Genomic DNA, 13,524 nt, shown 5'->3' with positions numbered 1-13,524 from the left:
ACGTGTCGGCAATCTCATGGCAAATAGCCAGCATTCGGCGACGAAGATCGGAAAAGATCCGTTACTACGAGGTGGCCCTTGCCGGTTCGGCGTCCACACCCGAGAGTTGATGATCCATCCGGTCGCGCTTGGCGCGCAGGTAGCGGATGTTGTGTTCGGTCGGCGTCGCCTGCAGCGGCAGCCGCCGCACCACCGTGACCCCATACTGTTCGAGGTCCGCCTGTTTGGCGGGGTTGTTGCTGAGCAACCGCACCGACCGGATACCGAGATCGGCGAATACCTGCGCACCCGCCGCATACCTGCGGGCATCGACCGGCAACCCGAGTGCGAGATTCGCTTCAACGGTATCGGCGCCGCGATCCTGTAATTCGTACGCACGCAATTTGTTCAATAATCCGATGCCCCGGCCCTCTTGTCCGCGCAGGTAGACCACCACGCCACTGCCCTCCTCGGCAACGGCACGCAATGCGGCGTCGAGTTGGTCGCCGCAGTCGCAGCGCAGCGAACCGAGGGCGTCACCGGTGAGGCATTCCGAATGCAGCCTCGTCAGCACGGACTCGCCGCCGGGCGCACCGAAAACCAGTGCGAGGGTTTCGGTTCCGGAGATCTCGTCGCAGTAGCCGATGACCCGGAATTCGCCGTACCGGGTCGGCAAGCGGGTCTCCACAACCCTCGTCAGGGTGTGTTCGGCGCGGCGGCGGTAGGCGATCAGATCGGCGATCGAGATGATCTGTAGCCCATGAGTTTCGGCGAAGTCGAGCAGTTGCGGCAGCCGGGCCATCGAGCCGTCGTCGTTCACGACCTCGGCGATGACACCTGCCGGGCGCAGCCCGGCCAGCCGAGTCAGGTCGACGGCGGCCTCGGTGTGGCCCGCGCGACCGAGCACACCGCTGGGATGTGCGCGCAGCGGGAAGACGTGGCCGGGCCTGGTCAGCTCGCCCGGAGTGGTACGCGGATCCGCCAGCGTGCGCACGGTATGGGCGCGGTCCGCAGCCGAAATCCCGGTCGTCACACCGGAAGCCGCATCCACCGACACCGTGTAAGCGGTGCCCTTGGGGTCCTCGTTGATCGGTGTCATCGGTGGCAGTTGGAGCCGATCCAGGTCTGCGCCGGGCAGCGGCGCGCACAGCACGCCGCTTGTATGCCGGACCATGAAGGCGATGGCTTCGGGCGTCGCCAGTGCGGCGGCGATTACCAGATCGCCCTCGTTCTCCCGATCTTCATCATCTACGACCACGACCATGCCGCCCGCGGCGAGAGCGGCCAGCGCCGTCTCGATCGTGTCCAGCGAACGCTGCTGTGCGAATTCGGTGCGCATACGACTAGTAGAAGTATTACTATTAGTCATAGCAAGCGCCATCCCGCTCAGTGAGCGGGACTAGGAAGCGCGACGTCCTTTACCCTTCGCGGACTTCTTCGCAGCGGTCTTGGTCGCGAGTCTGTCCACGTCGGCGAGCAGTTCCTCGGCGAAATCGCGTTCGGCCTCGTAATGCCGTATGCACCAGCGCAATACCGCGCCCGGATAGGCCCAATTCGGGTTCTTGTCGGCGCCCTCGGCATCGACCTCGGCCAGTTTGCGCATCCGCTCCGCGTATCCGATGTGCTCGGAGAGAATTTCGCGCAACCGGTCCGGTTCGGCGAGATGGCCCAGCCAGACCCGCAGCATGACGCTGTGTTTGAGTATCGGCGCCTCCACGGGTGCGTGGTTCACCCACTGCGCCGCGGCCGCGCGACCACTCTCGGTGATGGCGTACATGCGCTTACCGCGCACGCCGTCGTCCTGCAGCACGGTGCGCGAGGTCGCGTAACCGTGCTTCTCGAGGCGTTTCAGCTCGGCGTAGATCTGGCTGAACGATGGACTCCAATAGAAGAATTGCAGGCTCCAGTCGGCCCATTTCTTCAGGTCATAGCCGGAGAGTTCATCGGCGTGCGAGAGCATGCCGAGCACGGCCCAACTCGTAGTCGGCAGGTCGGGGACTTCGGCGCTCGCCGCAGACTTCGCTTCGGTCACGATGGGACTATACCGCTTAGGCATATTTCGGGTGCAAAGTCCCGCTCAGTAGGACACGCCCCGGTTATCGGGGCGCGGGCGCCGGGAGTAGTCTCGCCGCATGTCGCGCACGCGCATTATTCGGATCGGCACCCGATCCAGCCCGATGGCCTTGGCTCAGGCCGAACAGGTCGCCGGACTGCTGGCCGGGCTCGGCGTCGAGAGCGAGCTGGTCAAGGTAACCACGGCAGGCGATCGTTGGATGGGCGATCTGTCCAAGCTCGGTGGTAAGGGCGCCTTCGTCAAGGAGATCGATCGGGCACTGCTCGATGACGAGGCCGACCTGGCGGTGCACTGCCTCAAGGACATTCCCGGTGATATTCCGGTGCCGGAAGGACTCGCGTTCGCCGGTTATCTGCCGCGCGAGGATGTGCACGATGCGGTGATCACCCGTACCGGCGCACCACTCGCCGAACTCCCCGAGGGCACCGTCGTCGGCACAAGCTCGGTGCGCCGGACCGCGCAGCTGCGGCTGCACTATCCGCATCTTGCGGTGAAACCGTTGCGCGGCAACGTCAACACCCGATTGGCGCGCCTCGAAGAGGGCCATATCGATGTGCTGATCGCGGCCGTGTCCGGTCTGCACCGCGTCGACCAGGCGCACCGGATCACCGAAACCCTCGACCTGGACACCATGTGCCCGCCGATCGGGGCTGGCGTGATCGCACTGCAGTGCCGCGCCGACGACACCCAACTGCTCGATCTCGGTGCGCGCCTGGACGATCCGGCCACCCATCGTCATGCGGACGCCGAACGCGCAATGCTGCACGCACTGCAAGGCCACTGCAACTCCCCGATCGCCGGACACGCGACGACCGACCCCACCGGTCGACTCACGTTGCACGGCAAGGTCTTCAACCTCGACGGCAGCCAGTGGCTGGACGCCAAACACTGGGGCGTCCCGGAGGACCCGAGCGCCCTCGGCTTCTTCGTCGGCGCGGACCTACTCCGCCAGGGCGCCCGCGCCATCATCGACTCCATCCCCCACTGAGCTTTCTCGGAAGCAGGCAGGCCCGGCGCACAACTTCACACGACGCGCACCAATTTGCCCGGTCAATTCATGCGTGGCGCGCAAAACCGTGCGCGGCAATCCCCGTCTCGCCCCGACCACGACGCCACGCAGCAGACTCGAATCACCGCCACCGAGCGTGACGGGGGAAGAGGGCGCGGGCCGCCTCGTGTGCGGCTTCGACCAGCACTCGCGCCAAACGCGCGGTATCCAAGGCCGTTCGGTCCCCGCCGATTTGACCGGATAGCGACAGGGCACCCACCGCTGCGCCGCGCCCGCGAATCGGCACCGCGACGCAGCAGATCCCGGTCACCGACTCCTCGTTGTCCACCGCGATTCCCTGCCGATGCCGGATCCGCGTCAACTCGCGGTGCAGCTCCGCCCGGTCGCAAATGGTGCGTGGCGTCAACTGCGGCAACCGGTCTCGGTAGGAGGTCTCGATAATGCTCGGCTCCAGCGAGGCCAGCAGCGCCTTGCCCAGGGCCGTACTGTGCGCGGGCATCCGGCCGCCGAGGCGAGTCGGAATGCTGGCGGTATAGCGACCACCGGCCTTGTCCAGGTACAGCACCTCGCGTCCGTCGAGCACGCCGAGGTGGCCCACCATGCCGGTCCGCTGACACAGCTCGTGCAGCAGCGGACTCACCGCGTCGCGAATCTCATGATGATCGGCGGCGAGTCCACCGAGTTCCAGCGGACGCAGGCCGAGGCGGTAGCCGCCGGGTGCGTGCGCCAACCAGCGCAGCCGGATCATCTGGTCCAGGATGCGGTGCACCGTGGACCGCGGCAGGCCGGTTCGCTCGGCCAATCCGAGCAGCGTCAGAGTCGGCGTCGAACCGTCGAAAGCGTCTAGGATCAGCGTCATTCGCTCGATCATCGAAACCGGCGGCTGCGCGGGCCGGGCGGTCGGACGCCCCGGACCCGATAACAGCTCGTCGGATCCCGGACCGGTCAGCACCTCGACCGTCATGGCGCACCTCCATTGTGTAGCCCATACAGCTTAGAAGTATTTCGATTAGGCATGTCCGTTTTCGGCATACCTTCTTGTGTCCCCAATCACAGTGCCGTCAGGCGCACGACGTCGAATCCCGGAAACTACGGAGATCGCTACGGATCTTCTCGGTAGCCGGAACCGGTCATTGACAGCGCACCGCGCGCGCCGCTTACCTTCATGGCGAAACGGAATATTTCTAGTAGAAACTAGGAGCGCCATGGCCGTCGTGCTCGACTTCAAGGCCGTCCTCGGCCGATTCGCCACCGGAGTCACCGCGATCACCGCCCTGGACGGTGCGCAACCCGTCGGGTTCGCCTGCCAGTCCTTCTCCGCACTGTCGCTGGATCCGCCTGCGGTAGCGCTGTTCCCGGCGCGGACCTCCACCACGTGGCCGCGGATCCGCGCGGCGAGCAAGTTCTGCGTGAATGTGCTCGCCGCCGATCAGGAGCAGGTGTGCAGACAGCTCGGACGCAGCGGTCCCGACAAATTCGACGGTCTCGACTGGAGCCGCTCCCCCAACGGTTCACCGCTGCTCGACGGATCCATCGCATGGATCGATTGCGAGCTCGGCGGGGAGCTCGACGGCGGCGATCACACCATCGTCATCGGCCATGTCACCGCACTCGGCGCGGGCCGCGATGCCGATCCGCTGCTGTTCTATCGCTCCGGATTCGAGCGCCTCACCACTGCATGAGCGAGCGCAGCGACCGAACAATCAACCCAGTCTCCCGACCAGTGAGACAACACCTTTGCGCGCTCATCGGCGCGCCGAACCATCGAAATGACAGCCCGACGAACGTGGAGGAACAATGACCGACGATCAGGTGCGCGTGATCGACACCGGCGCCCCGCCCACCCGGTATGCCCGCGGTTGGCACTGCGTCGGCCTTGCCGACAGCTTCCGCGACGGCAAACCGCACACCGTCGAAATCTTCGGCACCGAACTGGTCGTCTTCGCGAGCGCGGACGGCACGCTCAATGTGCTCGATGCCTATTGCCGGCATATGGGCGGCAACCTCGGCGACGGCATTATCAAGGGCGATACCATCGCCTGCCCGTTCCACGATTGGCGATGGCGCGGCAATGGTCGTTGTGCCGCAATCCCTTACGCGCGTCGTGTACCTCCGCTGGCCCGCACCAAATCGTGGATTACATTGGAGCAGAATCGGCAGCTGTTCGTCTGGAACGATCCCGAAGGCAACCCGCCGCCGGCGGATATCACCATCCCCCGCATCGAGGGCGCGTTCAGTGACCAGTGGAGCGACTGGACCTGGAACCAGATCACCATCGAGGGCGCGAACTGCCGTGAGGTCATCGACAATGTGGTGGATATGGCGCACTTCTTCTACGTGCACTTCGCCTTTCCGACCTACTTCAAAAATGTCTTCGAGGGCCATATCGCCAGTCAGTACATGACCTCGATCGGACGCGCGGATGTGCAGGGCGAATTGGCCAAGGAGGCGGGCGCGGAGAACACGCTGCATTCGGAGGCGCACTACTACGGCCCCTCCTACATGATCGATTACCTCGTCAACGAATCCAGCGGGCAGACGGTCGAATCCGTGCTCATCAACTGCCACTACCCGGTTTCGCCCACCAAATTCGTGCTGCAGTACGGCGCGATCGTGAAGAAGCTGCCCGGCCTGTCGCCGGAAGAGGCCGATGCGATGGCGGTGCGCTTCGCCGATGGTCTCGGGCGCGGTTTCGAGCAGGATGTGGCGATCTGGGAACGCAAGACCCGCATCGATAATCCGCTGCTGTGCGAGGAGGACGGGCCGGTCTATCAGCTGCGGCGCTGGTACGAGCAGTTCTACACCGATATCGCCGAAGTGGAGTCGAAGATGACCGACCGTTTCGAATTCGAGGTCGACACCACGCGTGCGGTCACGGCGTGGGAGTCCGAGGTCGCCGAGAATCTGGCCGCGCAGCGCGCGGACGCCTGAACGGATCTGTAATGGATTGCATCACCTGCCATACCTGCCGAAATCAGGTGTCGGTGGTCAAATTCAGCCCCGCGCACATCAGTGTGCAGTGGAGTTCCGCCGCTCGCGCGGGGTGTGCCGAGTTCACCCACACGGGCGGCGGTCCGGTGCGCGGGTGCGCGGCATTGCGCGACAGTATCGAAAAAGCGGTCACCGCAGGCGAAGTCGGGTTGACTACCCGTGATGGGGATTTGTTGTGAGCGCGGCGGTGACGCTTCGAGTTGTTCGAGTAACCGCCGAAACCCGGGATGCGGTCGCACTGGAGTTGGTCGCCGAACCGGAGCGACCATTTCCCTATCGGCCCGGCCAGTTTCTGACACTGCGGATACCCAGCGAACAAACGGGTTCGGTGGCGCGCTCCTACTCACTGTCCAGTGCGCCGCATGAGGGCCGACTCGAGGTCACCGTCAAGCGGACGGTGGGCGGATACGCATCGAACTGGTTGTGCGACAACGCTGTTCCCGGCATGACGATCGACAGCTTGCCGCCCGCGGGAATTTTCACACCCGATTCACTCGACGCCGATCTGCTGCTGCTGGCTGCGGGCAGTGGGATAACGCCGATGCTGTCCATCCTGAAATCGGTACTAGCGCAGGGCGCTGGACGGTGCACGCTGATCTACGCCAATCGCGACGAGGAATCGGTGATCTTCGCAGGTGAACTGAAGTCATTGACCGCCGAGCACCCGAACCGGCTCGTTGTGCTGCATTGGTTGGAGGCTGTTCAGGGCTTACCGTCGGTGCCCACACTGACCACCCTGATCACACCGTGGATCAGTCGCGAGCTATTCATCTGCGGCCCCGCGCCTTTCATGGATGCTGTCGTCACAGCCGCCGACAACCTGGGCATATCCCGGGTGCACGTCGAGAAATTCGTCTCGATCTGCGGTGATCCCTTCGCCGAAACCGAGGTCGAGGACACCGACGACGCTGCCCTGGTCGAAATCGAGCTCGACGGCGCCACAAGAGAATTCGCCTGGCCGCGCAATACCGTACTACTCGACGTGCTGCTAGCGCGCGGGATGGCAGCTCCGTACTCCTGTCGCGAAGGCGCCTGCAGCGCCTGTGTCTGTCGTGTCGTCGAGGGTGAAGTGAAGTTGCTGAGTAACGAAGTTCTGGCACGCGAAGACCTGGCCGACGGTTATGTACTGGCCTGCCAGGCGGTGCCGGTCACTGATGCGGTCCGGGTCACCTATGAATGAGGAGAATATGGCAATCATCAGCTCGCTCGGTTATGTGCGGGTGGCGGTCAGCGATCCGGGCGCCTGGCGCACCTTCGCTTTCGATGTGATCGGTTTCGCCGAGGGCGCGGGTCCGGATCCGGACGCCATCTATCTGCGCATGGATGAGCACGTCGCACGATTGGTCCTGGTGCCCGGCGACACCGATCAGGTGCTCGCCATCGGCTGGGAGGTCCGCGACCATCGCGCGCTCGCCGCGGCACGCGAAGCTGTGGAGAAGGCCGGAATCGAGGTCACCGCGCTAACCGTGACGGAGGCAGATGCCCGCAGCGTAGAGGCGGCATTCACCTTCCGCGATCCCGCGGGCACCAGCGTCGAAATCTTCCACGGCCCGGTCCTGGACCATAGCCCGGTCGTCGGCGAATACGGAAACCGTTTCGTCACTACGGGACTCGGCCTCGGCCACGCGGTGCTGCCGGTCCCCGATCTCGACGGGGCCTTCCATTTCTATACCGACGTGCTCGGATTCCTGCCGCGCGGTGCGTTCCGGCTCCCCGCACCGCCCGAATACGGTCCGGTGCGCATCCGCTTCCTCGGCGTGAATCAGCGCCACCACAGCCTGGCGCTGATCCCCTCCGGCGGTAAGGCGGGCTCGGGGCTGGTGCACGTCATGGTCGAGGTCGACAGTCTCGACGATGTCGGCCGCGCACTCGATCGGGTGAACAAGGCCGGTTATCACCTGTCCTCGACGCTGGGCCGCCATACCAACGACAAGATGATCTCCTTCTATGTCCGCACCCCCGGTGGCTGGGATCTCGAATTCGGTACTGAGGGCGTGCTGGTCGACGAGAACACCTATACCGCGGAGGAAATGACCGCCGATAGCTATTGGGGTCACGACTGGAATCGAGACTGACAAGCACATGCGACGACTCGCGGCCTGAAACCCCTGACTATCGTCGATAACGACGGAAGGGGTTTGGCGATGGCATTGCGCACCGAGTTCACCGACCTGCTCGACATCGAGCATCCCGTAGTCCTCGCACCGATGGGTGGCGTCGCGGGCGGCGAACTGGCCGCAGCGGTCTCCGAGGCCGGTGGACTCGGCCTCATCGGTGGCGGCGGCGGGGATGAGAAGCTGCTGGATCAGGAATGTGCGTTGCTTACCGCTCGCACCGAAAAGCCTTGGGGCATCGGCTTGTTGAGCTGGGCCATCGATATCGATACGGTGCGCAGGACGGTGCAGCGCCGACCGCATGCGATCCTGCTGTCGTTCGGCGATCCCACTCCGTTTGCCGCCGTGGTCCGGGAATCCGGGATTCCGCTGCTGGTCCAGGTCACCACCACCGACGAGGCAGCGCGTGCCCTGGAGGCCGGGGCCGATGTGCTGATCGCCCAGGGTGCGGAGGCGGGCGGGCACGGCGGTGGGCGTGCGACGCTGCCCTTCGTACCCGCGGTCGTTGATCTGGCAGCGGGTACGCCGGTGCTGGCCGCAGGTGGGATAGCCGATGGACGCGGACTCGCGGCCGCACTCGTACTCGGTGCGGCGGGCGCGCTGATCGGCACTCGCTTCGAGGCGACACACGAATCCCTGCTCTCGGCCGAAGAGGCCAAGGCCATCATCGCCGCACGTGGCGGCGATACCGAACGCAATCGCATTATCGATATCGCCCGCGAATCCCCGTGGCCCGCCGAATACACCGCACGCACACTGCGCAACCGTTTCCTCGACGAATGGGCCGGACGGGAGGCCGAACTCGCGGCTGATCCCCTTGCCCGGCAACGCTATCGGGCGGCTGCCGAGCAGGCCGATCTCGACTGTGCGCCGATCTGGGCGGGTGAGAATGTCGACCTCATCGACAGTCTCGAATCCGCCGCTGATCTGGTGCGGCGTATCAGCACCGACGCCGAACAGGTCTTGCGGCGAGCGGCGGCGCAATGCGACTAGTCCGCGTGTTCCTCGGTCGAGGCGCGGAGCAGTTCACGGGTGTAGCGCTCGGCGAGTAGGGGCAGGAAGTTGTCGATGGTGGCGTGGTCCGCGAGGTAGTCATAAGCGGAGTACAGCCATCGTTCGATGGCTTCGTCGCGGGTGCTTTCGAATTCGCGTTCCAGGCGGCGCGCGGCGGCCCTCAGTGCGAACTGTTGATCGAGGGACGGTTCGTGGAGGGGCGGGTGCGTAACTGGACCTTCGGTCATTGCGGACTCCTGGTCGGGGACTTCCAGTGCGAGGACGGCGGTCGAAAGCCGTGTCCAGTCGATCGAGTACCCGATGCGTCGGCGACGAACACCCGGGACTTTGGACGCACCCGGGACTACCCTTTCGATATATGCCAACAGACTTACGAAGGTGGCCGGAATGAGCGAGAACCTGCTCTGGGTGCCCGATGCGTGCACATTGCCCACGACCGAGCAGCCGTTGCGCGTGGCCGAATTCACCGATCTCTTCGCGGCCGCACTGCGTCGAATCGAACGCATCGCGCCGACCCGCCTACGGCTGGAACTGGCCGCAGCCCACGAAGACACAGCTCGCGACCTCGCCGCCCGCGAGAGCTCCTGTTGCGGATTCTTCGACTTCAGCTTCGTCGCCGCGGCCCCTGATGCGATTGCGATGGATATCGAGGTACCCGCCAGCCGGATCGCCGTACTCGACGCGTTGGCGAATCATGCCGCCGAAGCCCGAGCAAAGTAGAACAGGTTCTTGTCTGAGGGCTCGGTAAATGCCAAGCTGAACGGATGGATCTCGCCGCCATCGAAGCCGTCCGCCAGCTCAAGTACCGCTATTTCCGGACCCTCGATCTCAAACAATGGGACGACTTCGGGGATACCCTCGCCGTCGACGTCGCCGGTCGCTACGGCACCCACGCCCTCGGTGAACCGCTCACCCTCGACGGCCGCGACGCTGTCACCGCATTCATGCGCGAGAACCTCGGCCCCTCCGTGGTCACGACCCATATCGCGAACCATCCGGAGATCACCGTGGACGGCGATACCGCAACGGGCTCATGGGCTTTCGAGGACACCGTGATCGCCACCGAATACGGCATCCTCATCCGCGGTGCGGGCTATTACTCCGACACCTACCGACTCGATCCGGACGGCCACTGGCGCATCACCTCGACCAGTTACCAGCGCATCTACGAATCGATGCAGGCCCTCGCCGACACCCCCAGCTACCAGCTGCTGACCAACATGTGGGCGACACAGAAATAGCAGAGCGCGGCGGATTTGAGGCCACTATCTTCCCGGTGGCACTCGACTCGAGCCACAGCGGCGGCGGAGGGTGGGAGCATGTCTTCCCTTGCGCCCGCCGAATTCACGATCGAGACCGCCTACCTGAACACCGCTTCCCACGGGTTGCCGGCCGCGCGAACGTTGGCGGCATTGCAGGAGTTCAACACGCTCTGGGCGGCCGGCCGTGCGGCACCGACGACGCGGGACTATCTGGTACCCGAATTGCGGGCCGGATTCGCGCGACTACTCCCGGGTGCCTCGGCCGACGATATCGCGCTGGGCGGTACCGTGGCCGCGTTGATCGCGCCGGTGGTCGCCGCGCTGCCGCCGGGAGCAGAGGTATTGCTCGCGGAAGGCGAATTCTCCTCTGTCTCCATGCCATTCGTACACCGTGGCGATCTGAATGTCCGGTTCGTGCCGTTGGAGCGTATCGCCGACGAGGTCCGGCCCGAGACAGCGTTGGTAGCGGTCAGCGTTGTCCAGTCGAAGGACGGTCGAGCCGTCGATCTGCCGATGCTGCGCGCGGCAACTCTTTCGCATAATGCCCGACTGCTCGCCGATGCCACCCAGGCCGCCGGTTGGGTGCCACTGCGTTTCGTCGATGCCGACTACTGGGTATGCGCGACATTCAAGTGGCTGATCGGCGCGCGCAGCGTGGCCTTCTTCGCCGCACCGCCGGAAGCGGCCGCGCAGCTGCGCCCGATCAGTCCCGGCTGGTACGCGGCGGCCGACCGCTGGGCCGAGCTGTACGAGCCGATCGCGCTGCCGATCACCGCCCGGCGTTTCGATTCGACACCGGACTGGCTCGGCGTCATTGTCGCACTATCGGCGCTGTCGTTGATCGAAGAGCTGACCGTCGACAAGATCGGCGCGCACAATCGCGAACTCGCCGCACAATTCCGAACCGGTTTGGCGGAGTTGGGTTTTCAGTCCGTGCCCGCCGATTCGGCGATTGTCGCCGTATCGGGTGCGGGCGATGCGGCAGCGCGTCTGGAAGAGGCAGGCGTACTCACCTCCGCGCGAGGCGGCGGCCTCCGCTTCTCGTTCCACCTGTACAACAGCGCCGCCGACGTCGACCGCGCCCTCTCCGCCCTCGCTCAGTAACACGCCCAGGCAGCCCGGTAACAACCAGCCCTCGGGGATTCGCTACCCGAAGGTGTCCCACCTCAGGTGCGAATCCCCGAGGAACTACGCCGGGCGAGTGGCGGGTGCGGTGATGAGTGGGAGATCGAGGGCGGTAAGGATGCCCGCTGGGGCCTGCACCACGGCCGGGACGGCATTGACGATGCGCATGGCGGTCGCCAGGAGGGTGGCGTGGTTGTGGTCGCCATTGCGACTCGAGGTGACCAGGTCCATCGCGTAACTCGGCTCGCCGGTGATCTCGACGCGGTAGGAGCCCTCGTGGTGTGCGGGTTGTGGCCAGTCCGGGCACAAGTCGGGGCGTAGCCGCGTGACATGCTCGAGAACCGTCACGGGCTGGTCGCCGACCATGCCGCGGACCTCGAAACGCAGTGCGGCAGCGGTACCTTCGGCAATGTGGCCGGTGGCGATGTCGAAGGATTCGGGGGCGGGGATGCGCTCGTAGGTCTGGGTGACGGCGTCGAGGGTGACACCGATTCCCGCCGCCAGCTGGCGCACGGTGCCGCCCCACGCGAGCGATAGCACCCCAGGCTGCAACAGCATCGGGATCTCGTCCAGCGGTTTGCCGAACCCCATGATGTCGAACATGACCTCGCGGTTGTCGTAGCTGGCGTAGTCGACGATCTCCAGACACCGCAGTTGATCGATGCGCAGGCAGGTGCCCGCGAGCGCGAGCGGCAGCAGATCATTGGCGAAACCGGGATCGATGCCATTGACCCACAGCGACGAATTCCCTTGTGCCGCGGCCTCTTGGATCGGCTTCAGCAGTTCGTCTGGCAGCACGCCGTACGGGTACTGGAAGAACACCGGCGCGCACGCCACCACATTGATGCCCGCGCTCAGCAGTCTGCGCAGATCCTCAACAGCCTCCAGCAGGCGATTGTCGGTCATCGAGCAGTAGACGACACAGTCGGGTTTCGCGGCCAGGATCGCCTCGGCATCCGTCGTCGCGGTCACACCGACCGAATGCTCCAATCCGGCAATGGTTCCCGCATCGAGCCCGTCCTTCTTCGGACCCGACACCCACACCCCGACCAGCTCGAGATCCGGATTCGCGATGACACCCGCCAGCGCATGTGCGCCGACATTCCCGGTGCCCCATTGGACTACGCGGTAGCTCATGACAGATCCGGAAGAGGAAGGTCGAGATTGGGGGCGATCAGACCACCGTCGGGTTCGAGTACCTTGCCCGTGACGTACTTTCCGGCGGGCGACACCAAATACAGTGCGGCGGCGGCAATGTCCTCGGGCTCACCGATGCGATGCAGCGGCGTCTTGGCCTCCAGCTCGGTGCGCATCGCGTCATTGCCCGCCACGATCTCCAACGCCGAAGTCAGAATCGACCCTGGCGCAATGGCATTCACCCGAATGCGCGGATTCAGATCCATCGCCGCCAACCGGGTGTAGTGCGCCAGCGCCGCTTTCGCCGTTCCGTAGGCGACGAAGGCGCGGCCGGGCAGCCGCCCCATGGTCGAGGTGATATTGAGGATCGAACCGCCACCGGCGGTTTCGAGTATCTTCGGCACCGCCGACCGGACCAGCGCGTGCGCATTGGTGACGTTGAAGTTGAACGCCTCCACCAGCGCGTCCGGCGTGGTATCGAGCAGCGGGCACGGCAGCGCACCGCCGACATTGTTGACCACGATATCGAGCCGCCCGAAGCGTTCGACTGCCGCAGCGGCCAGCCCGGCGGTCGCCTCGATATCGCTGAGATCGGCGGGCACCACGTGGGCCTGGCGACCCACCGCCGCCACCTGCTCGGCGACCTCATCCAGCTGACTCTTGGTGCGGGATGCGATGACGACGTCCGCGCCCGCCTCCGCGAAGGCCACCGCGATCGCCGCTCCGAGGCCGCGCCCCGCGCCGGTGACAACGGCGACCTGTCCGTCGATTCGGAATCTGTCCAGGATCATGCGCGCTCCAACTGTCGAATATTCGACG

General features: G+C 65.0%; 15 protein-coding genes. 9 read left to right on the top strand and 6 right to left on the bottom strand.

Translation table 11 applies throughout. The annotated features are described in order from the left end of the window. Positions 1-64 precede the first annotated feature (64 nt). Positions 65-1,318, bottom strand: coding sequence for a bifunctional 3,4-dihydroxy-2-butanone-4-phosphate synthase/GTP cyclohydrolase II (locus ACIBJI_RS16270; RefSeq protein WP_397084686.1), 1,254 nt, complete (start codon positions 1,316-1,318; stop codon positions 65-67). Positions 1,319-1,378: 60 nt separating this feature from the next. Continuing rightward, positions 1,379-2,011: a PadR family transcriptional regulator gene (locus ACIBJI_RS16265; RefSeq protein ID WP_397084684.1), complete on the bottom strand. Its 633-nt coding sequence runs from the start codon at positions 2,009-2,011 to the stop codon at positions 1,379-1,381. A gap of 100 nt (positions 2,012-2,111) precedes the next feature. On the opposite strand from ACIBJI_RS16265, the gene hemC reads away from it, so the two are divergent. Next, on the top strand, positions 2,112-3,041 hold the full coding sequence (hemC, locus tag ACIBJI_RS16260; RefSeq protein ID WP_364343332.1) for a hydroxymethylbilane synthase: 930 nt from the start codon (positions 2,112-2,114) through the stop codon (positions 3,039-3,041). A gap of 142 nt (positions 3,042-3,183) precedes the next feature. On the opposite strand, the gene ACIBJI_RS16255 is transcribed toward hemC, so the two are convergent. Continuing rightward, positions 3,184-4,026 (bottom strand): IclR family transcriptional regulator, encoded by an 843-nt coding sequence (locus tag ACIBJI_RS16255; protein WP_364343335.1) that lies wholly within the window; start codon positions 4,024-4,026, stop codon positions 3,184-3,186. A gap of 241 nt (positions 4,027-4,267) precedes the next feature. On the opposite strand from ACIBJI_RS16255, the gene ACIBJI_RS16250 reads away from it, so the two are divergent. The 5 genes from ACIBJI_RS16250 (at position 4,268) to ACIBJI_RS16230 (ending at position 9,160) form a co-directional block, all read left to right on the top strand. After that, the gene (locus ACIBJI_RS16250) at positions 4,268-4,744 is read left to right on the top strand and encodes a flavin reductase family protein (RefSeq protein ID WP_397084682.1); all 477 of its coding nucleotides are present in this window, start codon (positions 4,268-4,270) and stop codon (positions 4,742-4,744) included. A gap of 115 nt (positions 4,745-4,859) precedes the next feature. Continuing rightward, the gene (locus ACIBJI_RS16245) at positions 4,860-5,993 is read left to right on the top strand and encodes a Rieske 2Fe-2S domain-containing protein (protein WP_397084680.1); all 1,134 of its coding nucleotides are present in this window, start codon (positions 4,860-4,862) and stop codon (positions 5,991-5,993) included. Between the two features lie 235 nt (positions 5,994-6,228). Continuing rightward, positions 6,229-7,233: a ferredoxin--NADP reductase gene (locus ACIBJI_RS16240; RefSeq protein ID WP_364343343.1), complete on the top strand. Its 1,005-nt coding sequence runs from the start codon at positions 6,229-6,231 to the stop codon at positions 7,231-7,233. Positions 7,234-7,240: 7 nt separating this feature from the next. Next, positions 7,241-8,128, top strand: a complete 888-nt coding sequence (locus ACIBJI_RS16235) for a VOC family protein (protein ID WP_364343346.1) — start codon at positions 7,241-7,243, stop codon at positions 8,126-8,128. 69 nt (positions 8,129-8,197) lie between these two features. Further along, a complete protein-coding gene (locus ACIBJI_RS16230) occupies positions 8,198-9,160 on the top strand; it encodes an NAD(P)H-dependent flavin oxidoreductase (RefSeq protein WP_396955454.1) in 963 nt (320 codons plus the stop codon). On the opposite strand, the gene ACIBJI_RS16225 is transcribed toward ACIBJI_RS16230, so the two are convergent. Beyond that, the gene (locus ACIBJI_RS16225) at positions 9,157-9,408 is read right to left on the bottom strand and encodes a three-helix bundle dimerization domain-containing protein (RefSeq protein WP_364343352.1); all 252 of its coding nucleotides are present in this window, start codon (positions 9,406-9,408) and stop codon (positions 9,157-9,159) included. The two genes, ACIBJI_RS16230 and ACIBJI_RS16225, sit on opposite strands and share 4 nt — an antisense overlap. Positions 9,409-9,568: 160 nt before the next feature. Between ACIBJI_RS16225 and ACIBJI_RS16220 the strand changes: the two genes are divergently transcribed. The 3 genes from ACIBJI_RS16220 to ACIBJI_RS16210 all read left to right on the top strand — a co-directional run bounded on the left by ACIBJI_RS16220 (position 9,569) and on the right by ACIBJI_RS16210 (position 11,547). Beyond that, positions 9,569-9,901 carry a hypothetical protein gene (locus ACIBJI_RS16220; protein ID WP_364343355.1) on the top strand — a complete coding sequence of 111 codons (333 nt, stop codon included), beginning with the start codon at positions 9,569-9,571 and terminating at the stop codon, positions 9,899-9,901. Positions 9,902-9,945: 44 nt separating this feature from the next. Then, complete coding sequence (locus ACIBJI_RS16215) at positions 9,946-10,422, top strand: nuclear transport factor 2 family protein (protein WP_364343358.1); 477 nt, start codon at positions 9,946-9,948, stop codon at positions 10,420-10,422. 78 nt (positions 10,423-10,500) lie between these two features. Then, positions 10,501-11,547 (top strand): aminotransferase class V-fold PLP-dependent enzyme, encoded by a 1,047-nt coding sequence (locus ACIBJI_RS16210; RefSeq protein ID WP_396955453.1) that lies wholly within the window; start codon positions 10,501-10,503, stop codon positions 11,545-11,547. A gap of 84 nt (positions 11,548-11,631) precedes the next feature. Here ACIBJI_RS16210 and ACIBJI_RS16205 read toward each other — a convergent pair whose 3' ends face one another. Next, the gene (locus ACIBJI_RS16205) at positions 11,632-12,705 is read right to left on the bottom strand and encodes a diacylglycerol kinase (protein WP_364343365.1); all 1,074 of its coding nucleotides are present in this window, start codon (positions 12,703-12,705) and stop codon (positions 11,632-11,634) included. Continuing rightward, complete coding sequence (locus ACIBJI_RS16200) at positions 12,702-13,496, bottom strand: SDR family oxidoreductase (protein WP_396955452.1); 795 nt, start codon at positions 13,494-13,496, stop codon at positions 12,702-12,704. The genes ACIBJI_RS16205 and ACIBJI_RS16200 overlap by 4 nt, the downstream gene beginning before the upstream one ends. Between the last annotated feature and the right edge of the window lie 28 nt (positions 13,497-13,524).

It is taken from the genome of Nocardia sp. NPDC050408 (assembly GCF_044458905.1).
In the GTDB taxonomy this organism is placed as follows: Bacteria; Actinomycetota; Actinomycetes; order Mycobacteriales; family Mycobacteriaceae; genus Nocardia.
The sequence above is the reverse complement of the archived record's forward strand: the minus strand, read 5'-3'. Positions and strand labels throughout refer to the sequence as shown.

What these genes read in the sequence shown, in the direction of transcription:
- ACIBJI_RS16270 (WP_397084686.1), bottom strand. Translation starts at nt 1,318, where the DNA reads ATGCGCACCGAATTCGCACAGCAGCGTTCGCTGGACACGATCGAGACG.
- ACIBJI_RS16235 (WP_364343346.1), top strand. Translation starts at nt 7,241, where the DNA reads ATGGCAATCATCAGCTCGCTCGGTTATGTGCGGGTGGCGGTCAGCGAT.
- ACIBJI_RS16250 (WP_397084682.1), top strand. Translation starts at nt 4,268, where the DNA reads ATGGCCGTCGTGCTCGACTTCAAGGCCGTCCTCGGCCGATTCGCCACC.
- ACIBJI_RS16200 (WP_396955452.1), bottom strand. Translation starts at nt 13,496, where the DNA reads ATGATCCTGGACAGATTCCGAATCGACGGACAGGTCGCCGTTGTCACC.
- ACIBJI_RS16220 (WP_364343355.1), top strand. Translation starts at nt 9,569, where the DNA reads ATGAGCGAGAACCTGCTCTGGGTGCCCGATGCGTGCACATTGCCCACG.
- ACIBJI_RS16215 (WP_364343358.1), top strand. Translation starts at nt 9,946, where the DNA reads ATGGATCTCGCCGCCATCGAAGCCGTCCGCCAGCTCAAGTACCGCTAT.
- ACIBJI_RS16255 (WP_364343335.1), bottom strand. Translation starts at nt 4,026, where the DNA reads ATGACGGTCGAGGTGCTGACCGGTCCGGGATCCGACGAGCTGTTATCG.
- hemC (WP_364343332.1), top strand. Translation starts at nt 2,112, where the DNA reads ATGTCGCGCACGCGCATTATTCGGATCGGCACCCGATCCAGCCCGATG.
- ACIBJI_RS16205 (WP_364343365.1), bottom strand. Translation starts at nt 12,705, where the DNA reads ATGAGCTACCGCGTAGTCCAATGGGGCACCGGGAATGTCGGCGCACAT.
- ACIBJI_RS16210 (WP_396955453.1), top strand. Translation starts at nt 10,501, where the DNA reads ATGTCTTCCCTTGCGCCCGCCGAATTCACGATCGAGACCGCCTACCTG.
- ACIBJI_RS16225 (WP_364343352.1), bottom strand. Translation starts at nt 9,408, where the DNA reads ATGACCGAAGGTCCAGTTACGCACCCGCCCCTCCACGAACCGTCCCTC.
- ACIBJI_RS16245 (WP_397084680.1), top strand. Translation starts at nt 4,860, where the DNA reads ATGACCGACGATCAGGTGCGCGTGATCGACACCGGCGCCCCGCCCACC.
- ACIBJI_RS16230 (WP_396955454.1), top strand. Translation starts at nt 8,198, where the DNA reads ATGGCATTGCGCACCGAGTTCACCGACCTGCTCGACATCGAGCATCCC.